Source organism: Asticcacaulis sp. (assembly GCF_047605585.1).
Classification (GTDB): domain Bacteria; phylum Pseudomonadota; class Alphaproteobacteria; order Caulobacterales; family Caulobacteraceae; genus Asticcacaulis.
Genome location: NZ_JASGFK010000004.1, coordinates 20758 through 40028, shown reverse-complemented (window position 1 = coordinate 40028; position 19271 = coordinate 20758). Strand labels below are relative to the sequence as shown.

Annotated in this window: 22 protein-coding genes; 9 read left to right on the top strand and 13 right to left on the bottom strand. The window is 60.6% G+C overall.

From position 1 onward, the window contains the following. Positions 1–99: 99 nt before the first annotated feature. From QM647_RS12125 to cysS, 3 genes are read right to left on the bottom strand one after another with little or no spacing between them, the layout of a single operon-like run. Positions 100–522 carry an iron-sulfur cluster assembly scaffold protein gene (locus QM647_RS12125; RefSeq protein WP_414995783.1) on the bottom strand — a complete coding sequence of 141 codons (423 nt, stop codon included), beginning with the start codon at positions 520–522 and terminating at the stop codon, positions 100–102. Between the two features lie 39 nt (positions 523–561). Further along, positions 562–1110, bottom strand: a complete 549-nt coding sequence (locus tag QM647_RS12120; RefSeq protein WP_414995782.1) for an SRPBCC domain-containing protein — start codon at positions 1108–1110, stop codon at positions 562–564. Further along, positions 1110–2510 (bottom strand): cysteine--tRNA ligase, encoded by a 1401-nt coding sequence (gene cysS / locus QM647_RS12115; protein WP_414995781.1) that lies wholly within the window; start codon positions 2508–2510, stop codon positions 1110–1112. The genes QM647_RS12120 and cysS overlap by 1 nt, the downstream gene beginning before the upstream one ends. 272 nt (positions 2511–2782) lie before the next feature. Here cysS and folE point away from each other — a divergent pair, with 272 nt between their 5' ends. The 5 genes from folE to rpoH all read left to right on the top strand — a co-directional run bounded on the left by folE (position 2783) and on the right by rpoH (position 7224). Beyond that, positions 2783–3439 (top strand): GTP cyclohydrolase I FolE, encoded by a 657-nt coding sequence (gene folE / locus QM647_RS12110; RefSeq protein ID WP_414995780.1) that lies wholly within the window; start codon positions 2783–2785, stop codon positions 3437–3439. Between the two features lie 175 nt (positions 3440–3614). After that, positions 3615–4052, top strand: coding sequence for a biopolymer transporter ExbD (locus QM647_RS12105; protein WP_414995779.1), 438 nt, complete (start codon positions 3615–3617; stop codon positions 4050–4052). 269 nt (positions 4053–4321) lie between these two features. Then, positions 4322–4768, top strand: a complete 447-nt coding sequence (locus tag QM647_RS12100) for an ExbD/TolR family protein (RefSeq protein WP_414995778.1) — start codon at positions 4322–4324, stop codon at positions 4766–4768. 95 nt (positions 4769–4863) lie between these two features. Next, positions 4864–5895 (top strand): RluA family pseudouridine synthase, encoded by a 1032-nt coding sequence (locus tag QM647_RS12095; RefSeq protein WP_414995777.1) that lies wholly within the window; start codon positions 4864–4866, stop codon positions 5893–5895. A 462-nt stretch (positions 5896–6357) separates the two neighbouring features. Then, positions 6358–7224: an RNA polymerase sigma factor RpoH gene (gene rpoH, locus QM647_RS12090; RefSeq protein ID WP_414995970.1), complete on the top strand. Its 867-nt coding sequence runs from the start codon at positions 6358–6360 to the stop codon at positions 7222–7224. A gap of 40 nt (positions 7225–7264) precedes the next feature. Here rpoH and QM647_RS12085 read toward each other — a convergent pair whose 3' ends face one another. From QM647_RS12085 to QM647_RS12075, 3 genes are all read right to left on the bottom strand, one after another. Then, a complete protein-coding gene (locus QM647_RS12085; RefSeq protein ID WP_414995776.1) occupies positions 7265–8065 on the bottom strand; it encodes a response regulator in 801 nt (266 codons plus the stop codon). Positions 8066–8181: 116 nt separating this feature from the next. Beyond that, positions 8182–9471 carry an adenylosuccinate synthase gene (locus tag QM647_RS12080; RefSeq protein ID WP_414995775.1) on the bottom strand — a complete coding sequence of 430 codons (1290 nt, stop codon included), beginning with the start codon at positions 9469–9471 and terminating at the stop codon, positions 8182–8184. Between the two features lie 315 nt (positions 9472–9786). Beyond that, positions 9787–10962 (bottom strand): phosphoserine transaminase, encoded by a 1176-nt coding sequence (locus QM647_RS12075; protein ID WP_414995774.1) that lies wholly within the window; start codon positions 10960–10962, stop codon positions 9787–9789. 305 nt (positions 10963–11267) lie between these two features. Between QM647_RS12075 and QM647_RS12070 the strand changes: the two genes are divergently transcribed. After that, entirely contained in the window at positions 11268–11651 is a 384-nt protein-coding gene (locus tag QM647_RS12070; RefSeq protein WP_414995773.1) for a hypothetical protein, read from the top strand. A 331-nt stretch (positions 11652–11982) separates the two neighbouring features. Next, positions 11983–12375 carry a hypothetical protein gene (locus QM647_RS12065; protein WP_414995772.1) on the top strand — a complete coding sequence of 131 codons (393 nt, stop codon included), beginning with the start codon at positions 11983–11985 and terminating at the stop codon, positions 12373–12375. Between the two features lie 78 nt (positions 12376–12453). Here QM647_RS12065 and thiD read toward each other — a convergent pair whose 3' ends face one another. After that, the gene (gene thiD, locus QM647_RS12060) at positions 12454–13233 is read right to left on the bottom strand and encodes a bifunctional hydroxymethylpyrimidine kinase/phosphomethylpyrimidine kinase (RefSeq protein WP_414995771.1); all 780 of its coding nucleotides are present in this window, start codon (positions 13231–13233) and stop codon (positions 12454–12456) included. Positions 13234–13384: 151 nt separating this feature from the next. Between thiD and QM647_RS12055 the strand changes: the two genes are divergently transcribed. Continuing rightward, positions 13385–13657: a DUF1653 domain-containing protein gene (locus tag QM647_RS12055; RefSeq protein ID WP_414995770.1), complete on the top strand. Its 273-nt coding sequence runs from the start codon at positions 13385–13387 to the stop codon at positions 13655–13657. Then, positions 13654–14013 (top strand): hypothetical protein, encoded by a 360-nt coding sequence (locus QM647_RS12050; protein ID WP_414995769.1) that lies wholly within the window; start codon positions 13654–13656, stop codon positions 14011–14013. The genes QM647_RS12055 and QM647_RS12050 overlap by 4 nt, the downstream gene beginning before the upstream one ends. 173 nt (positions 14014–14186) lie before the next feature. On the opposite strand, the gene QM647_RS12045 is transcribed toward QM647_RS12050, so the two are convergent. The 6 genes from QM647_RS12045 to QM647_RS12020 are packed head-to-tail and all read right to left on the bottom strand — an operon-like array spanning position 14187 to position 19269. Further along, a complete protein-coding gene (locus QM647_RS12045) occupies positions 14187–14504 on the bottom strand; it encodes a hypothetical protein (RefSeq protein WP_414995768.1) in 318 nt (105 codons plus the stop codon). 52 nt (positions 14505–14556) lie between these two features. After that, entirely contained in the window at positions 14557–15387 is an 831-nt protein-coding gene (gene folP / locus QM647_RS12040) for a dihydropteroate synthase (protein WP_414995767.1), read from the bottom strand. A gap of 9 nt (positions 15388–15396) precedes the next feature. Beyond that, positions 15397–16308, bottom strand: a complete 912-nt coding sequence (gene murB, locus QM647_RS12035) for a UDP-N-acetylmuramate dehydrogenase (RefSeq protein ID WP_414995766.1) — start codon at positions 16306–16308, stop codon at positions 15397–15399. Continuing rightward, positions 16305–16712, bottom strand: a complete 408-nt coding sequence (locus QM647_RS12030; protein WP_414995765.1) for an Imm63 family immunity protein — start codon at positions 16710–16712, stop codon at positions 16305–16307. Before QM647_RS12030 ends, murB begins: the two co-directional genes overlap by 4 nt. Further along, positions 16712–18139 carry a UDP-N-acetylmuramate--L-alanine ligase gene (murC, locus tag QM647_RS12025; RefSeq protein WP_414995764.1) on the bottom strand — a complete coding sequence of 476 codons (1428 nt, stop codon included), beginning with the start codon at positions 18137–18139 and terminating at the stop codon, positions 16712–16714. Before murC ends, QM647_RS12030 begins: the two co-directional genes overlap by 1 nt. Positions 18140–18198: 59 nt before the next feature. After that, positions 18199–19269 (bottom strand): AI-2E family transporter, encoded by a 1071-nt coding sequence (locus tag QM647_RS12020; RefSeq protein WP_414995763.1) that lies wholly within the window; start codon positions 19267–19269, stop codon positions 18199–18201. Positions 19270–19271: the final 2 nt, after the last annotated feature.

The following is a 19271-nucleotide window of genomic DNA, read 5'->3' as shown; positions in this document are numbered from 1 at the left end:
CGGCGTCAACCCCCCGCAGCCTTCCCCTCACCTGCCAGGTCATAGGAAAATATTTCGCAGCCTTTGGCAAGTCGGAAGCGCTTCCAGTATCGTTTTAGTTTATTTTAGTGACGAAATAGCCGCACTGGTTGCTTCAAAAGCCAGCAAGGTTGAGGCATGCCGGGCCGGAAAATCCTTGACCGAGGCCAGGATTTGCAGATCGGAGAAGCGGTCCGGGAAATCGGCCGGTTCGCCCTTGAGTAGATTGCGTAGCGCATCGCGGGCCGCCATCACTTCCCCGGCCGTGGCGCCGATCACATGCTGACTCAGGATCGCCGCGCTGGCCTGCCCCAAGGCACAGGCCTTCACCTGCTGGGCAAAATCGCTGACCACGTCATCCCGCATGTTCAGCTCGACATGGATGGTGCTGCCACACAGCTTCGCCACCTTGTCGGCCACGGCCTGCGGGTTCGCCAGGTGCCCTACATGCTGAAGCTGCGTGGTGCGGCGCAGGATTTCGCGGGAGTAAAGATCGTCGATCATGAGTACCACATGGTCGTGATGGCGGTGCGGCACAAGGCCTTACTTCTTCTTGCCCCAGAAATGGGTGCCGTGCCAGTTCGGGCGCGGCTTGTTCAGCGGGTCATCCTTCGGCACCGGCGGCACGAGGACCGAGGAGGCATGCGGATCGGCGGCATATTTCGCTTCCGCTCGTTCCTTCAGCGCCTCGCCGAAGGCTTCGAACCCCCGGCGGATCGGCTCGCGGTAAGCCTTGCCCTCGCGCACTGACAGAAAGCCGCTGAACAGGGCGCCTATGGAAAAGCTGCTGCCGTATTCGGACAGGGCGTCGAATTCGAAATAGCGGACCAGGCTGCCGGCATAGAAGGGCTTGGGCACAGAGATATGGATGTGCGACAGGGGCGACCAGTCGGCAATCGCGCCATCGGTTTCCCAGGTGCCCAGGCCCTCGAAATATTCCTCCAGATGGACGGGCGCACCGAAATGCAGGTCGCCGCGCGCCGCCTTGTGGATCGGGCTCCATTCCGGCCAGGCATTGATATCGGCGATCACCTCATAGACATCGTCAATAGGGGCGGCGATGCCGACGCGTTTTTCGATCTTAAGCGCCATTATGCCTTGCCTTTCAGTTTCCAGGTCGCGCCGGCCGGGCCATCCATGACCTCGACATCGAGCGCATTGAGCGCATCGCGGATGCGGTCCGATTCCGGCCAGTTCTTCGCGGCGCGGGCAGCCGCACGCTCAATCAGCAAGGTTTCGACCTGGGCCGTCAGGTCATCAGAAGCCCCTTGCTTGAACCAGGCTTCGGCATCGCCCTGCAGCAGCCCCATGACCGCGCCGGCGGCCAGCAGGTAAGACTTGGCCATCATGCGCCCGGCTTCCGAAGTCGCCGTTTCGAGGGCCTTTGCCAGCAAGGACAATTCCGCTAGCACCTGAGGGGTATTGAGATCGTCGCAAAGGGCGGCCATGACGCCTTCCGGCACCACGACCTCGCGCACCGCCACATCGGCAAACTTGCGCAAAGTGCCATAGAGGCCATCAAGGCGCGACCGCGTCTGGCTGATCAGTTCCGGCGTCCAGTCGAGCGGGGCGCGATAATGGGCCGACAGCAGGGCCAGGCGCAGCACCTCGCCCGGCGTGTCCTTGATCAGGTCATGGACCAGTTTCACGTTGCCGAGCGACTTCGACATCTTCTCCTTGCCGAAATCGAGGAAGCCGTTGTGCATCCAGTAGCGCGCGTAGGATTCCCCGTCATGACTGTGGCCATGCTGGGCGCAGACCCCTTGCGCGATCTCGTTTTCGTGGTGCGGGAAGATCAGGTCGTGGCCGCCGCCATGGATATCGATCGGCAGGCCGAGATTGGCCTCAATCATGGCCGAGCATTCAATATGCCAGCCCGGACGCCCGGCGCCCCAGGGCGCCGCCCATTCGGGCTCGTTTTCCTTTGAGGGCTTCCACAGCACGAAATCCTGCGGATTCTTCTTGTAGGGCGCCACTTCCACGCGCGCTCCGGCGATCATGTCGTCCAGCGAACGGTTGGAGAGCGCGCCATAGGCCTTGTAGCTTTCGACATCGAAGAGGACGTGCCCCTCAGCGGCATAGGCGTGGCCATTGTCCATGATGGCTTTAATCTGCTGGATGATGGCGTCCATATTGTGGGTGACGCGCGGCTCAAGCGTCGGACGCAGGGCGCCCAGGGTCGCCATGTCGGCATTATAGATGTCGGCATAATGGTTGGTGATGACCGAGATATCGACGCCCTGCTCGGCCGCCGCCTTGTTGATCTTGTCGTCCACATCGGTGATGTTGCGGGCGTAGATCACATGGCTTTCGCCGTAAAGCGTGCGCAGCAGCCGGAACAGCACGTCGAACACGACGACTGGGCGCGCATTGCCGATATGGGCGTAGGAATAGACGGTCGGTCCGCAGACATACATAGTCACGCGTTCGGGATTTTTCGGCGTAAACTCGACTTTTTCACGCTTGAGCGTGTCATGTATGTGCAGTGTCATCAGCGCTTTTTGCAGAATTTCAGTTGTAATCAAAGGGCTCTCTCCCATATAGACACCGGCGGACCTTTGCACCACGGAAAATCTTGCCCGAAATGATCCAATTTCGGCGCGGATGTAGTATAAGGGACTGCCTGCTGCGTGTTTCGGCCGCCGCCACTGCCTGATGACAGGATCTGGCGTGCGCCCTGACACAATGCCATGTGAGGGATGTCACGCGTCATTCCGGAACCGTCGTTCCGGCGCCACTCGGCCCTCTGGGAACTGTATTTATAATGGATAGCCTTGATCCTGTGTCGAACCTGACCTCCACTGAAAACAGCCTGCTCAACACCTCCAAGCCCAAGAGCGTCGTCACCTTCACCAACCGCCCGTCGCGCGAAGAAGCGATGAAGGCCGTCAAGACCCTGCTCGCCTGGGCCGGTGACGACCCCGAGCGCGAAGGCCTGATCGATACGCCGAAGCGGGTGGTCGATGCCTATGAGGAATGGTTCCAGGGCTATCAGGCCGATCCGGCCAAGGAACTGTCGCGCACCTTCGAGGACGTGCAGGGCTATGACGACATGGTCATGCTGCGCGAAATCGATGTCGAATCGCACTGCGAACACCATATGGCGCCCTTCCTCGGCAAGGCGTGGGTCGCCTATATGCCGACCTCCAAGGTCGTCGGCATCTCCAAGATCGCCCGCGTGGTCGAAATCTTTGCCAAGCGCCTGCAGACCCAGGAAACCATGACCAAGCAGGTGGCTGACGCCATCGAGGAATCGCTGGCCCCGCTCGGCGTGGCGGTTATGATCGATGCCGAACACCAGTGCATGAGCACACGCGGCGTTCACCACAAGAACGTCACCACGGTCACGACACGCTTCACCGGCGTCTTCAAGACCGATATCTCCCTGCAGGAGCGCTTCATGCGCCTTACTCAACGATAAATGGCGCAGCGATAAGACTGAATTCCGTATGTTTCCGATAGAGGCGGCACCGTTCCGGCGGGGCCGCTTTTTTATTATGCCAAACCCGGCTTTCATTTTTTTATATACCTTGCTTTACAAAGCATAATGTAAGGCATAAATTATGGTGACGCAATGGCAAACGCAGGAGGCAAACATGGCCATGAAACTGGGCGGCGGCAGCGGCCGCTACACGATCGCGCAAAACGCGGATATCAATGTCACGCCGTTCGTCGACGTCATGCTGGTGTTGCTGATCATCTTCATGGTGTCGATCCCCGCCGCCACCGTCTCGATCAAGCTCGACATGCCGCCGGCCGACGGCAAGGCCTCCAAATCGCATACCCCGGTCTTCATCTCGGTCATGGGGCCGGATGACATCTATATCGGTGCGCAGAAGACCAGCCGCGACCATCTGATCGGCGACGTGGCCGCCGCCCTGCGAATCGCCGATCCGGAAACTCCGCCCGCCGAACAGCGCGTCCTCGTGCGCGGCGACAAGGACATTGCCTATGCCGATTTCGTGCAGGTTATCAACGAGCTCCAGCAAAATGGCTACAAGAAGATCGGCCTGATCAACGAGGACATCGGATAACAACGTCCACATTCCGGCATAACGCCGGATGCCGAAAGGTTTCCGGAAAGTTTCCGGCCCTTTCTCCGTCAAAAGCCCCGCCGCGCATGAAATATTCTTAATATTGCTCCGCAATGGATGGCTTTCAGGCTTTACATTTAGCGAAGACTTGTCCTAAATCGCTTTCGACCGGCAAAGGACGGCGCAGCTCTGCGCGGTCTTCGAGCCGATGGCATAATTGTTCTTCCCTGCGGGCTGTGCGCCTGCGGTGGTTTAAAGGGAGTTAGACTATGGGCGCTAAGCTCGGCGGCGGCGGCGGTGGCCGGTATACCATCGCACAGAATTCGGACATCAACGTCACGCCGTTCGTCGACGTCATGCTCGTCCTTCTCATCATCTTCATGGTGTCCATCCCGGCCGCCACGGTGTCGATCAAGCTCGACCTGCCACCCGCCAAGGCCCCGCCTTCGAGCGAAAAGCGTCCGGACCCGGTCTTCATCTCCATCATGGGCCCCGATGACATCTATATCGGCCCACAAAAGACCAGCATGGATCGCCTGATCGGTGATGTCGCTGCCGCCCTGCGCGTCACCGACCCGAACACCCCGCTCAACGAACAGCGCGTCCTGATCCGTGGCGACAAGGACATCACCTACGGTGACTTCGTGAAGGTGATCAACGAGCTGCAGCAAAACGGCTACGTCAAGATCGCTCTGATCAACGAAGACATCGAGTAGGTTTCGCCCTCGACTGATTTCAGAACCTCCGCAGGGCAAGCCTTGCGGAGGTTTTTTATTAGGCGTGCCGGCTGTCCGGTGTTATGGCCCTGCGCATGACCGCTGCCGATACCCTGGATGATGACGACTTCCTGCCCGATGACGCGCCCGATGGCGACGGCGAGGCGCAAATACTGACGGCCGAGATAGATGCCACGGAACTGGGCGATCGTCTCGACCGCGTCCTGACCGGCCATTTCCCCGACCTGTCGCGCGCCCGCCTGCAGGCCCTGATCGCCGAAGGCCGACTGAGCCTGGATGGCCATGTCATCAGCGACGGCAAGCACAAGGCTCGCGCCGGCACCTATACCCTCAGCATCCCAGCACCGGTGGCCGCCAACCCGCAGCCGCAGGATATCCCGCTCGATATCCTCTATGAAGACGCCCATCTGATCGTGGTCAACAAGCCCGCCGGCATGGCCGCCCATCCGGCGCCCGGCACGCCGGACGGCACCCTGGTCAATGCCCTGCTGTTCCATTGCGGCGATACGCTCTCAGGCATCGGCGGCGTATTGCGCCCCGGCATCGTGCACCGGCTGGACAAGGATACCTCAGGTGTTCTGGTCGCCGCCAAGTCAGACGCAGCGCATCGCGGACTGAGTGATCTCTTCTCGCGCCACGATATCGACCGCGAATACAAGGCCCTCGTGCGCGGCGCCCCGCGCTACATGTCCGGCACGGTGACCACGCGCCTGGGCCGTTCGCACCATGACCGCAAGAAGATGGCCGTATTGCGCGGCGGCGGGCGCGAGGCCATCACCCACTACCGGCTGGAAGAGGTCTATGGCGATAACAAACCGCTGGCGGCCCTCCTGACCTGCCGGCTGGAAACCGGCCGCACCCACCAGATCAGGGTCCATATGGCGCACCTCGGCTGCCCCTGCCTGGGCGATCCGGTCTATGGTTCCGGCGCCCCGGCACGGGAAGTGCAGGAAATTCTCAAAGAACTGAATTTCACCCGCCAGGCGCTGCATGCCGGCCTGCTTGGCTTTGTACACCCGATCACCGGCGAGAAGCTGAAATTCAAGGCGCCCCTGCCCGAGGATATGCAGGCGCTGACCGACGCCCTGGCGGATATGTATGCTTGATTTTCCGGATGCCGCGCCTCCGGCAAGGGCAAGCGCCCGCCCGAGCTGTTGCGAGGAGCCCAGCGGCGTCTGAGCGGCAAAGAGGCAATAGAAAACCGCAACGCGGTTTCTATTGCACCGCACTCACCTAAGTGTGATCCTGTAACAGCGCCGAATATGGTACATCCCGACCATAAATTCGCATCAGGACGCCAGATTTTTTGCGATTCCGCAGTTTAAGGCTCTTTAATTCGCGGAATGGCTTCCTAAATTTAAGTGCAGTTGTCGGGCATGGGGGTGGATACCCTGTGCGCCAGTCTGTGCTTCCCCCTCACTGACAAGGCGCTGGTCCTCATGCCCGATAACTCTTCCTATTCTGATCTTTCGTCAGATCCCCGGCCAGAAAGCGATAAACAGATGAGCAATTCCCTTGCCCTGACGTCCTCCTCGAACCTCTCGACGCGCGAAGGCACCCTGCCGGCCCTGACGCCGGACGGCGGCCTGAACCGGTATCTGTCTGAAATCCGCAAGTTCCCGATGCTGGCCAAGGACGAGGAATTCATGCTGGCCAAGCGCTGGCAGGAACACCAGGATCCCAAGGCCGCCCATCGCCTCGTCACCTCGCACCTGCGCCTCGTCGCCAAAATCGCCATGGGTTATCGCGGTTATGGCCTGCCGGTCGGTGAAGTCATTTCCGAAGGTAATGTCGGCCTGATGCAGGCGGTCAAGAAGTTCGACCCCGATCGCGGCTTCCGCCTGGCCACCTATGCCATGTGGTGGATTAAGGCCTCGATCCAGGAATATGTCCTGCGCTCGTGGTCGCTGGTCAAGATGGGCACCACCGCCGCCCAGAAGAAGCTGTTCTTCAACCTGCGCAAGGTGAAGTCGGAAATCTCCGCCCTGGAAGATGGCGACCTGCGCCAGGATCAGGTAGAGCAGATCGCCACCAAGCTCGGTGTGCCCGAAGCTGATGTCATCAGCATGAACCGCCGCATGTCCTCGGCCGATTCGTCGCTGAACGCGCCGCTGCGCGCTTCGGAAGGCGAGTCGGAATGGCAGGACTGGCTGGTGGATGACACGCAGCAATCCCAGGAAACCGTTCTGGCCGATAACGAAGAATACGGCCAGCGCATGGACCTGCTCCAGACCGCCATGGGCGAGTTGAACGACCGTGAAAAGGAAATCCTGACGGAACGCCGCCTGAAGGACAGCCCGACCACCCTGGAAGAGCTGGCCGAGCGCTTTGGCGTGTCGCGCGAACGCGTCCGCCAAATCGAGGTCCGTGCCTTCGAGAAGCTGCAAAAGGCTATGGTCGCGGCTTCGCAAGCAGCGACGCCGGTTTCAGTCTAAGCTATTCAATTAGCTGATTTAAAGAACGCGGCCCGAGCGATCAGGCCGCGTTTTCTTTTTTAGCCGCATCGTCGATACGGAACATCTTGGCCAGAGATGCCACGGGTTCCTTGAGCATCTGACCGGACATGTTGCCGGACTTGTAGGCCGCGAAGATTTCACTCACAGCCGCCTTGAACTTGGGATCGGTGATCGCCTTGCACGCCGGCACCAGCACTTCCAGCTGAGCCGTGATGGCACGCTTGGCCTGCTTGCGGTCGGTTTCGAACTGATCGGCGGCGGCGCGCAGGATGCGCACGCTCTGCTCCAGCTTCTTCATGCCATCCGACATGTTTTCCGGCGGCCGAGATGCCGCCCCGCCGAGGCCGGAATTGAAGCGCCGGCGATCGGGGCCGACATACATCACCGCCTCGATCCACGGGCGCGACTTGGAAACCACGTGATCGAGCCGCTTGAGCAGATCACCCGAGGCGAACGGCTTCTTCATGATTTCGTCGCTGCCGCAGTCACGCGCCGCCTTCAGCGTATCGGGCTCTTCGTTGGCGGCCATCATGATCACGGGAATCTTGCGGCACTTGAGATCCGACCGGCGCAGGCCGCTGACAAAATTCGCCCCTTCGACCTGGGCGCCCTTTAGATCGCAGAAGATGATCTGGGGGTCGAAATCCTCGCAGATCATCATGGCGCGGCGGTCATCGGTCTCGACCTGAACCCGCTCGGCGCCCAGCACTCGCAGCATATCCATTAGGATGCGCGCATAGGCCGGATTGCTCTCAATGACCATCACCCGTTTAAGGTGCGGCTTGAGTTTGGCCTCCAGCTTGGGGTCGAGCGAAAACAAGAACGGATTCTCCGCAAATGATTTATTGCAGAGAGCTTACACGTCATTCGTAAAAATAGATTTTATTCCGCGCTGCAAAATTACGGCACGTTCGCAAAAGAAATGTATGCGAATACCTAGTCCTGGAACGGGTCCCGCATCAGAATCGTATCTTCGCGTTCAGGTGAGGTCGACAGCAGGGCCACCGGCGCGCCGATCAGTTCCTCGATGCGGCGGACATATTTCACAGCATTGCCCGGCAGGTCCTTCCACGAACGCGCGCCTTGCGTGCTTTCGCTCCAGCCTTCCATCTCCTCATAGACCGGCTCGATGCCCTGCTGGTCCTTGAAGCTGGCCGGCAGATAATCGAGCACCTTGTCACCGACCTTGTAGCCAACACAGACCTTGATGGTCTCGATGCCATCAAGGATGTCGAGCTTGGTCAGGGCGATGCCGTCGATGCCGTTGATGGCGATCGACTGGCGCGCCAGCACGGCATCCAGCCAGCCAACGCGGCGGGCGCGGCCGGTAACGGTACCGAACTCATGGCCGCGCGTAGCGATGCCCTGGCCGATCTCGTCGAACAACTCGGTCGGGAACGGGCCGGAACCGACGCGGGTGGTATAGGCCTTCAGAATGCCCAGCACGTAGCCCACGCTCTTCGGTCCCATGCCGGAACCTGCTGCGGCCTGGCCGGCGACCGTGTTGGACGAGGTGACGAACGGATAGGTGCCGTGATCGATATCGAGCAGGGCGCCCTGCGCGCCTTCGAACAGGATGCGCTTGCCCTCGCTCTTGGCCTTGTCCAGCACATACCAGACCGGCTTGATGAAGGGCAGCAGGCGCGGCGCCACGGCCTTCAGCTTTTCAGTGAGCGCGGCCACATCGACCGGATCGAGGCCCAGGCCGGCGCGCAGTGCGTTGTGGTGGGCCAGCAGGCGTTCGATCTTGGCGTCCAGCGCATCGAGATCGGCCAGGTCGGCGACGCGGATGGCGCGGCGGCCGACCTTGTCCTCATAGGCCGGACCGATGCCGCGGCCAGTGGTGCCGATCTTGCCGGCACCGGCGGCGGCTTCGCGGGCGATATCGAGTTCCGAGTGAATCGGCAGGATCAGGCAGGCATTGTCGGCGATGACCAGCAGGTCCGGCGTGATGCTGAGGCCCAGGGCCTCGACGCGGGCGATTTCATCGAACAGCGCCCACGGATCGATGACCACGCCATTGCCGACGATGGACAGCTTGCCCTGAACGACGCCGGAGGGCAACAGCGACAGCTTGTAGACCTTGCCATCGACCACGAGCGTGTGGCCCGCATTATGCCCGCCCTGAAAGCGCACGACGACATCGGCGCGATTGGACAGCCAGTCAACAAGCTTGCCCTTGCCTTCGTCGCCCCACTGAGCGCCAATTACGGTTACGTTTGCCAAGATGATTGCTCCGGTCACAGAATATTGCCGCGCGGGTCTGAGCCAAGCGCGTATTAGCCGGTGGCACCCTATAGAGGATGAATCAGGGCTTGTAACCCTCTAATTTTGCCTGATCGCTAATGCCGGCTTAAGTATGGAAGAAGATCACGGAAAGACACTGAAACAGGATAAAAAATCTATCCTGCTGGAAGGGCTTTCATTTGCGCGTGCCGATATAAACGCGTCAGGAAGGCGCTTCACGTAAAAGATATCACACAAAGAATTCGGTGTAGTTCCGCCTTCTTCAGTGCCTTTCCGTGATCTCCTTGCAGGAGGCTAGGCCGCTGCCAATACGCTTTGCAATGCCTCGGCATAGGCCCATTCCAGCCACGGCAGCAGCGAATCGATATCGTCCGCCTCGACCGTGCAGCCGCACCAGATGCGCAGGCCCGGTGGCGCGGCGCGATAGCCATTGATATCGAAGGCCACGCCCTCGATCTCCAGCAGAGAGGCCATCTTGGCCGCCAGTTTCGCCTGCACCTCGGCCGGTTGCGACTGCACCAGCGGATCGACGAACTTCAGGCACACCGAGGTCGTGGAGCGCGTATCCGTCGCTTCGGCAACGAAGTCTATCCATGAGGTGGCCTCGACCCATTCGCGCAGAACCGAGAAATTGTGATTGCAGCGATTGATCAGGCCTTCCAGCCCGCCTTCCAGCGAGGCCCAGCGCAGGGCATCGAGATAGTCTTCGATCACCAGGAAGGAATAGGTGTTGATGGCGTCCCCACCGATAACCTTCATATCGGCGGCACCTTTGGCCTTCAGGCGCAGCACCTTGGGGATCGGACGGCCCGATTCCCAGCTGTTCAGGCGTTCGATGGCCTTGGGCGACAGCACCAGCACGCCGAAACCGGCCTCGCCGCCCAGCGCCTTCTGGAAGGAGAAGGTGGCGACATCGAGCTTTTGCCAGGGCAGCTCCATGCAGAAGGCCGCTGACGTGGCGTCGCACAGGACCAGCCCCTCGTGACCATCAAGGAAATCCGAATTGGGCACGCGCACGCCGGAGGTGGTACCGTTCCATGGGAAAACCAGATCGGCTTGCGGATCGATCCTCGACAGGTCCGGCAACTGACCATAGGGCGCCGAAAGCACCTCGCAATCGAGCTTCAGATGGCTGACCGCGTCATCGGCCCACAGCTGGCCAAAGCTTTCAAAGGCCAGAAGCTGCACCTTGCGCTGGCCCAGCAGGTTCCACATGGCCGCCTCGAAGGCGCCGGTGTCAGAGGCCGGCATGACCAGCACCTGATAGTCCGTCGGGATCTGCAGGATCGAACGCGTCAGGTCGATCGCCTGGTTGAGGCGCCCGACCGTCACCTTGGAGCGGTTCGAGCGGCCCACCGGCGCGCTGGTCAGGGCCTGCACGCTCCAGCCCGGGCGCTTGGAGGTCGGACCCGAGGAAAACCAGGGGCGTTCCGGTGCGCGTGCGGGTTTGTTGGCGGAAAACGAAGACATGCGGAGCCCCTCGGATGCGGCGAATTTCCCCCGCTCTTTGCGCTTTCGGCCTTGCCAGGGCAAGCCTTTTTTCATCACCGGCGGTTACTGGCGGCTGATAATGCGCGCGACCGAACAAAATCGCATTTTTTTCTCGCCCGTTTTAACATCGTCGACACGTCGAAAATTATCCATTTGATTTAAAATGATATTTTTCGAAGCCATGAACCGAAGATGAACCGCGCCGTTCAGGTCGGGCTCAGGGGGCGCGTGTTTATATAGGCCCATCGCTGCCAAACAGCGAAAACACAACAAGGAGAAAGACGATGAAAAAGACCCTGATTATCCTGGCCGCTTCCGCCGCCGCCCTGACCAGCCTGTCGGCCCCTGCCATTGCCAGCGCCCGTCCGGCGCATGTCGTCGCCGTTGTCGATCATCGCGGCCCCGGCCATGCCTCGGCACAACTGAACAGCCGCATTGCCACGCTCGATGCCCGCATCGACCAGGGCCGCCGCACCGGCCAGCTCAGCCCGCGCGAAGGCCGCCGCCTCAACAAGGAACTGAACCTGATCTCTTCGCAGAAGCGCAGCTTCGAACGCTCCGGTCGCGGCCTCAGCGCCCAGGAAGTCAGCCTGATCGATAACCGCCTCGATCGCCTGCAAGGCCAGATCCACTTCGAAAAGCACGATTTCAACAATCGTCGCGGCTAAACGCTGAATTCCGTCTCATCCCTCAAGGCGCAGGACTCCGGTTCTGCGCCTTTTGGCTGCCTGAGCATAAGTTATTGTGAAAATTAATTATTTTTCATCCTGAATGTCATTGATCAATCTCAGATGCATATATCATCAGCGACACAATCCTGCCCTCGGCACCCCTTACAAAACCAGGCTTTAAGCCAGCCCAACCATAAATCGGGCCAAAATCAGGCCATTACATGAATACCGTCTGAAACGCATTGTTCAGCAAGGCCTCAGCTTCACGGGCCTAGATTGGAGTCATCGCTGAACAACCAGCGAGGCACTCAACCAAAGGAACACGACAATGAAAACCGCCTCCACAGCTAAAGCCCTGATCGCCATGATTGTCATGAGCGCGGGCCTGACCACCATGAGCCTGCCTGCCCAGGCTGCCCCGCAAGGTCACGCCCCTGCCGGCGCCGTCCAGCAGCCCTATGGTGTCGAAGCCGGCCGCAAGATCGATTCGCGCATTCAGGACATTCGGGAACGTATCGCCGAAGGCAAGGGTTCCGCCCGCATCAGCCGCGCCGAAGGCAAGCGTCTGACGACTTCGCTGAACGCCATCGTTTCGCTGAAGCGTCAGTACGAAAAGTCCGGCCACGGCCTGAGCCAGCCGGAGATCAACACCCTGAACGCCAAGCTCGACACCCTGTCCGGCAAGGTTCGCGTTCAGTCGCACGATAATAACAGACGCTAAGCGTTCAGAGGCCGCGCAGGCGCACGCAAACATGCGCGACGGGCAGTCACCTTGCCAAAACGCCTTGCGCTTTGGCGCTTATAGCAGCCAGTTATGCCGCAGCGGTCCGTGGCCTTCCCCCAGACCGGGGGCGCTCAGGATCGCCCCGCCGACATAATCGCGCGCCAGCCCGACCGTTTCTTCAAGCGGTCGGGCTTCGCGCGTCAGGGCCGCGCAGGCGGAGGCCAGCGTACAGCCGGTGCCGTGCGTATGGCGGGTATCGATGCGCTCGGAGGTAAAGCGGTGTTCGCCCTGGCGCGTGATCAGCAGGTCGACGACATCGGGCGTATCGATATGCCCGCCCTTGATCAGGACATTTTTCGCGCCCATGGCCAGCAGGGCCTCACCAGCCTTGCGCATGTCGTCCTCGGTCTCGACCTTGAGACCGGTCAGCGCCGCTGCTTCCGGCGCATTGGGCGTCAGCAGATCGGCCAGGGGCAGCATCAGGGCCTTCATGGCATCGACCGCATGATGATTCATCAGGGCATGCCCGCCCTTGGCCACCATCACCGGATCGATAACCGTAAAGACCCGGGCGCCTTCGATCACCAGCGACACCGCCTCCATGACGGCAATATCGGCCAGCATGCCGGTCTTGATGGCATCGGCGCCGATATCATCGAGGCAGGCCTGGGCCTGGGCGGTAATGATATCCGGCGGCACGGCCATGACATCGGAAACGCCAAGCGTATTCTGTACCGTCAGTGCGGTGATCGCGGTCATGGCATACCCGCCCAGGCAGGTCACCGTCTTGATATCGGCCTGAATGCCGGCGCCACCCGAAGAATCGGAACCGGCAATGATAAGAACACGCTGCATGGACTTTCCTTGACCGCCGAATAGGCTCATAGAGGAGATGAACTTCCGGCCGATTCTTCAGCCGGTAAGGGCGCCACATTTAGGACGATTGGCCGCCGCCGCTAAATACGGCGAACCAAGTGGTGCTTGAACTCTCAAATAGGAGGGGTGGATGCCCCTGACAACCTCGTTTTACAAAAGCGCCCTGCCGCGCGGCACTTATCGCCATTACAAGAACAAGCTTTACCGCGTCTTCGGCACCGTCACCCATTCGGAAACCGAGGAAGATCTGGTGCTTTATGCGCCTATCGGCCAGACCGCCGGTGAGGCGCGCCTGTGGGTGCGGCCGCTGTCCATGTTCACCGAAACGGTCATGACCGAAAAAGGCTCCGTGCCGCGCTTTGCCTTTGTCGAGGCCTTCCCCGATGCGGAAGAGGTCCAGTGACCCGTAAGGCAGGCGATTCTGATAAATGGACGGAACTGGACCCGGAGGCCTTTGCCGACAGGCGCCATCCCATCTTGCGTGCCATGCGGGGGACCCTGATCCTGGTGCGCCTCAACCAGATCGACGCCAATGACGAGATGATCAGTTTTGAAATCCTGGCTGGACGGCTGGTGCGCGCCAATCGTTCCGAAGGCTTCGTGCTGTCGCTGGTCGGCAAGAAATCCGGGCAGGAACTCTGCCTGCCGCTGGTGCCTGCCGCCTTCAATATGCTTGGTCCTGGCCGTTACCAGCTCAGCTGCGGCTCGGTGATCGAAGACCCGGCCTTCCTGGGCGCTTTCGATATTCACCGGCCATGATCGACAAGATGCTCCACGATCCGTTCTTGCTGATCTGCGGCGGGCTGTTTATCGCCATCGCCGGTCTGATGCTGGTGCAGAAGCTGCGCAATCGTTCCTAGAGCACTTTCCGAAAAGTGCGTCAAAGCAAAGAATTAGAGCGCCGATCTGATACAACCAGATCGGAAAACGCTCTAATGATCATCGTGGCGGATGCCGTCCCACGGCTCTCGCCTGACCACATATTGCAGCGGCCAGACATTCTCACGCGTGCGGCCGCAGCGCGGGCAGTTCGTCTCGTGCGGCTCGAACACCCCGTAGAAGAAGTTGCCGCGGTCGGCGCCCTTGGTATCGACGTGCTTGCCGCAACGCGGGCACAGGAAGAAGAACTGAGAGATAGCAATGCCGAGAAAGGCGAAGGAGAAGGCCAGCGGCGCGGTATCGCCCAGCGCACCGATCAGGCAGATCGGCAGCAGGATCAGATAGATGATGGCGCGCGTGCGATAGCTCACAGTTTGAGCACTTTCCGAAAAGTGTCACGCACTTTTCGGACTAAAAAGTGCGTCAGAGATGTCCTTGGAGCGCGCTCCATACCCGCAAGGCCTGCCTCATGGCAAGCACATCATGGACCCGCACCATTTTAGCGCCGCTCGCAATGGCGTGCAAATGCACCGCCAGGGTGCCGCCGATACGCTCGCCTGCGCCGGAAGGCAGGCCCCCTTCCCGCTCCTCCAGCGCGGCGATAAAGCGCTTGCGCGAGGCCGCCATCAGCAACGGAAAGCCATGCGACGCCAGCCGGTCGGTCGCGCGGATCAGGGCCAGGTTATGGTCGAGCGTCTTGCCGAAACCGATGCCGGGATCGAGCCAGATGCGCTCGCGCGCCACACCGGCCAGGACGGCGGATACAGCCCGTTGCAGCAGATATGACTCCACTTCAGCCACCACATCGTCATACCGCGGCGCTGACTGCATGGTGCGCGGTTCGCCCTGCATGTGCATCAGGATCACATCGCCGCCCAAATCCGCTGCCACGTCCAGGCTTTCCGGCGTATGCGAGAGGGCCGTGACATCGTTCCAGATAGTCGCACCGGCCTCAAAGGCAGCACGCGCGACATTCGGCTTCAGGGTATCGATGCTGATGGCGCCCGGCCACTCGGCGGCGATGGCGGCAATGACGGGCACCACGCGGGCGATCTCCGCTCCGGCGCTGACCGACTCCGCGCCCGGCCGGGTCGATTCCCCACCGATATCGAGCACATCGGCCCCTTCGGCGATCAGCCGCCGGGCCTGGGCCAGGGCATCATAGGCGCCGCCATCGGAAAAGCTGTCGGGCGTCACATTGACGATGCCCATGATCAGCGGGGCTTTGGCGGTAGTACGGTCGAGAAGCATCATACCTGCCCCCTATGCCGGCTTGCCGATCCGCTTGATTTCCCAATGTAGATCGATGCCCAGCTTGGTCATAACGTCAGCGCGGACGGCCTCGCCCAGGCCTTCCAGTTCGGCCGCTGTGGCGTCGCCGGTATTGATCATGAAATTGGAATGCAGTTCCGAGAACTTGGCCGCACCAAACAACTTACCGCGCCAGCCCGCCTCATCGACGCATTGCCAGGCCGACTTGCCCTCGGGGTTTTTGAACGTCGAGCCGCCGGTCTTTTCACGGATCGGCTGGGTCTGCTCGCGGCGGGCGGTGATGGCTTCCATGCGCTCGGTAACCGCCGCCGCATCGTCCGGCGTGCCCTGGAACAGAGCACCAGTATAGATCACGCCTTCCGGTTCCGAATGGCGATAGCGGAAACCCATATCGGCATTCGAAATGGTAATGCGTTCACCAGCACGGGTAATGGCATAGGCCTCGACCAGCACATCCTTGGTTTCAGCGCCATAACAGCCGGCATTCATGGTCAGGGCCCCGCCAATGGTGCCCGGCACGCCGCGATAGAATTCCAGACCGGCAATGCCATTTTGCGCCGCCACCTTGGCGACGTTGGCATCCAGCGCCGCCGCCCCGGCTTCGATGCGATTATCGCCACGCGGGGTGACATCGGCGAAGTTGCGGCCCAGACGGATGACCACGCCATCGATGCCGCCATCGCGCACCAGCAGGTTTGAGCCAACGCCAATGGTCAGGACCGGAATGCCGGGATCGAGGTTCTTGAGGAACTCACAGAGATCAGCCGGGTCTTCAGGCAGAAAAACGACATCGGCCGGTCCGCCGACACGAAACCAGGTAAAAGGCGCCAAGGCGGCACGGGTCATCATCTTGCCGCGTACCGGCGGCAGGTCGGCGATCCAGGCGTGGGAATCGTGGGTCATGTTATTTTGTCCACAAACGGAGCTATTATCAGAGTTTTGGCGTGACGGTTTGCTTCATTGTCACCCCACTCCGCCTTCAATTGACGCATAAGGTTTTCTTGCAAAAGAAACCACTGACGCCGCGAGTCCTGCCCTTCAATTCGATGTTCACTCTCAAATCTGATAGCCATTGCTCGGGTAATATCCGAAAAAATGCGTTCTAGGACTGCATCCAAGCTACGTGTTTCTATGAGGATTTCAGTATTATCCCGCTCTCGGTACATGTACCTAAAGACTTGATGGTCAGCCTCAACCCACAGGCAGTCATACTGATTATTATCGAAAGCTAAAGGTATCAGGCTTTCAGGCGCATCAATTTCATACGCCCTTAGAGCTAATTCCTGAAGCAATGCAGTTAGTGGCATTAACAGTCCTTCAGCGCCTCAAGCTGCCCCGGCAGCGCATAGGCCCACTGGGTGATATCGCCAGCGCCGAGCAGGACGACGATATCGCCCGGTTTTGCTTCCGCCGCTACGAGACCCGCCAGATGCGCCGGCGCATCGAGCGCCACGGCATTGCGATGGCCGAAACGGTGCAGGCCTTCGACCAGATGCGCCTTGTCGACGCCCTCGATCGGCTGTTCGCCCGCCGAATAGACATCGGCCACAATCACCATATCGGCGTCATGGAAGCACGAGGAAAACTCGTTCATCAGGTCGCGCAGGCGGGTATAGCGGTGCGGCTGGACCACGGCGATGACGCGTCCCGTGGTCACCTGACGCGCGGCCTTGAGCACCGCGGCGATCTCGACCGGATGGTGGCCGTAATCGTCGATCACGCGGATGCCGTCGACCACGCCGGTGGTCGTGAAGCGGCGCTTGACCCCGCCGAAACCGGCCAGGCCCTTGCGGATGGCGTCCTCACCGATGCCCAGTTCGCGGGCAATGGCGATGGCCGCGGTGGCATTGGAGACATTGTGATTGCCGGTCATCGGCAGTTTCAGTCCGGCCCAGGTAAAGGGCTCAATACCCAAAGGCGAGAAGACGACATCGAAGGTCGCGCCTTCCGGGCCAAATTCGATATTGGCGCAGCGCACCTCGGCCTGCGGGCTGACGCCATAAGGGATCAGGCGGCGGTTATCGATGCGCGCGGCCAGGGCCTGCACTTCGGGATGGTCGATGCAGACGGCGGCGAAACCGTAGAAGGGAATGTTCTCGATGAAGTCGCAGAAGCCCTTTTTCACCGCGTCGAAATCGCCCCAGTGATCGAGGTGCTCGGCGTCGATATTGGTGACGATGGCCAGGGTCGATTTCAGGCGCAGGAAAGAGCCATCGGATTCATCGGCCTCGACCACGATCCAGTCACCGTCGCCGACCTTGGCATTGGTGCCGTAGTTATTGATGATGCCGCCATTGACCACGGTCGGGTCGAGCCCGCCAGCATCGAGCAGGGCCGCCACCATGGAGGTGGTCGTCGTCTTGCCATGCGTGCCGCCGACCGCGATGGAGAACTGCAGGCGCATCAGTTCGGCCAGCATCTCGGCGCGGCGCACCAGCGGGATGCGGCGGCGGCGCGCCTCGATCATTTCCGGGTTGTCCTGCTTCACCGCGGTCGAATAGACCAGCGCGCAGACCCCTTCCGAGACGTGCGCCGCCTCGTGGCCGATGAAGATCTCCGCCCCCAGCTTCTGCAGGCGTTCGGTATTGGCCGAGGCCTTGGCATCCGAGCCCTGCACCTTGTAGCCGATCTTGATCATGATTTCGGCGATGCCGCTCATGCCGATGCCGCCGATGCCGACAAAATGAACGGGGCCGAGATCGAAGGGTGTCGGGCGGCGGGATTGCAGAGTCATGATCGTTCGCAGTCAGAAATAGAAGTGGGATTCGGCTTTAGACCATCGCAGTCAGGCTGTCACGAAGCTTTATCCGCCTTCGGCTTGAGCATGCCTTTGAACGGCTTCTCTCCCTTTTCCTTCGTCACATCCTCGCCGGTGTAGAGCCGGCGTAACAGGGTGTAGATGATCACCGTCAGCGGCATGGCGAACAACACGCCCATCGCCCCCAGCAGGCCGGCAAAGCCGATGACGGCAAACAGGGTCACGATCACCGGGATCGAGGCGATGCTGCGCTGGACCATCGGCGTGATGAAATTGCTCTCCATCTGCGAGACGCCGACATAAATAATCAGCGCCCAGACCAGTTTCTGCCAGCCCAGCACTGCCGCCAGCAGCAGCCCCGGCGCGGCCGAGATCACTGGCCCCACGATCGGCACAAACTGCGCCAGACCGGACACCATGCCCAGGGCCAGGGCCGAAGGCACGCCGAGGGCGGTCAGGCCGATGCCGGTCAGTGTGCCGACCAGCACCATTGAGATGAACTGGCCGACAAACCACAGGCGCAGGGCGTGGCCGGCCACATTCATGGCATCACGCACCTTTTCCTTGTGTTCGTCGGCAAAGAGGAAGACCACGCCGTCACGGTATTTGCCGGGATTGATGGCCAATATGATGCCGGCAATGGTGGCCACCAGCAGATTGGCCAGGGCACCAAAAATATTGCCGGCGATGCTTGGCAACTTGGAAGCCACGCCCCCGGCCTGCTGCCCCAGGCTTTGCATCTGCTTCTGCACTTCGTCGTTCAGTCCCAGCACCTGCAGGCGATTCTGCAGGGCTGCCCAGGCCATCGGCAGCTGTTCGGTCAGATTATGCGTCTGTTGCACCAGTTCGTAGCCGAACAGTGTGAAAGTCACCGAAATAAAAGCGAGTACCAGAACCAGCACGCTCAGCACGGCAAAGGTATCGTTGAGCGGGGTGTATTTGATCAGAGGCTCGGCAAGCGCCCGCAGCACGGTGGCAATGACGATGGCGCCGAAGATCAGCAGCCACAGGCCCAGTAGTTTGAAAACCAACAGGGCCGCCGCCACGGCGAGGATGACAAACAGCACCCGTTGCATGAAGCCGATATCGAGTGCTTTGGCGATCATCG

What these genes read in the sequence shown, in the direction of transcription:
- QM647_RS12100 (WP_414995778.1), top strand. Translation starts at nt 4,322, where the DNA reads ATGGGCGCTAAGCTCGGCGGCGGCGGCGGTGGCCGGTATACCATCGCA.
- murB (WP_414995766.1), bottom strand. Translation starts at nt 16,308, where the DNA reads ATGACCCACGATTCCCACGCCTGGATCGCCGACCTGCCGCCGGTACGC.
- QM647_RS12075 (WP_414995774.1), bottom strand. Translation starts at nt 10,962, where the DNA reads ATGTCTTCGTTTTCCGCCAACAAACCCGCACGCGCACCGGAACGCCCC.
- QM647_RS12020 (WP_414995763.1), bottom strand. Translation starts at nt 19,269, where the DNA reads ATGATCGCCAAAGCACTCGATATCGGCTTCATGCAACGGGTGCTGTTT.
- folP (WP_414995767.1), bottom strand. Translation starts at nt 15,387, where the DNA reads ATGATGCTTCTCGACCGTACTACCGCCAAAGCCCCGCTGATCATGGGC.
- cysS (WP_414995781.1), bottom strand. Translation starts at nt 2,510, where the DNA reads ATGACACTGCACATACATGACACGCTCAAGCGTGAAAAAGTCGAGTTT.
- QM647_RS12065 (WP_414995772.1), top strand. Translation starts at nt 11,983, where the DNA reads ATGAAAACCGCCTCCACAGCTAAAGCCCTGATCGCCATGATTGTCATG.
- QM647_RS12055 (WP_414995770.1), top strand. Translation starts at nt 13,385, where the DNA reads ATGCCCCTGACAACCTCGTTTTACAAAAGCGCCCTGCCGCGCGGCACT.
- folE (WP_414995780.1), top strand. Translation starts at nt 2,783, where the DNA reads ATGGATAGCCTTGATCCTGTGTCGAACCTGACCTCCACTGAAAACAGC.
- murC (WP_414995764.1), bottom strand. Translation starts at nt 18,139, where the DNA reads ATGACTCTGCAATCCCGCCGCCCGACACCCTTCGATCTCGGCCCCGTT.
- thiD (WP_414995771.1), bottom strand. Translation starts at nt 13,233, where the DNA reads ATGCAGCGTGTTCTTATCATTGCCGGTTCCGATTCTTCGGGTGGCGCC.
- QM647_RS12030 (WP_414995765.1), bottom strand. Translation starts at nt 16,712, where the DNA reads ATGCCACTAACTGCATTGCTTCAGGAATTAGCTCTAAGGGCGTATGAA.
- QM647_RS12070 (WP_414995773.1), top strand. Translation starts at nt 11,268, where the DNA reads ATGAAAAAGACCCTGATTATCCTGGCCGCTTCCGCCGCCGCCCTGACC.
- QM647_RS12105 (WP_414995779.1), top strand. Translation starts at nt 3,615, where the DNA reads ATGGCCATGAAACTGGGCGGCGGCAGCGGCCGCTACACGATCGCGCAA.
- QM647_RS12095 (WP_414995777.1), top strand. Translation starts at nt 4,864, where the DNA reads ATGACCGCTGCCGATACCCTGGATGATGACGACTTCCTGCCCGATGAC.
- QM647_RS12125 (WP_414995783.1), bottom strand. Translation starts at nt 522, where the DNA reads ATGATCGACGATCTTTACTCCCGCGAAATCCTGCGCCGCACCACGCAG.
- QM647_RS12120 (WP_414995782.1), bottom strand. Translation starts at nt 1,110, where the DNA reads ATGGCGCTTAAGATCGAAAAACGCGTCGGCATCGCCGCCCCTATTGAC.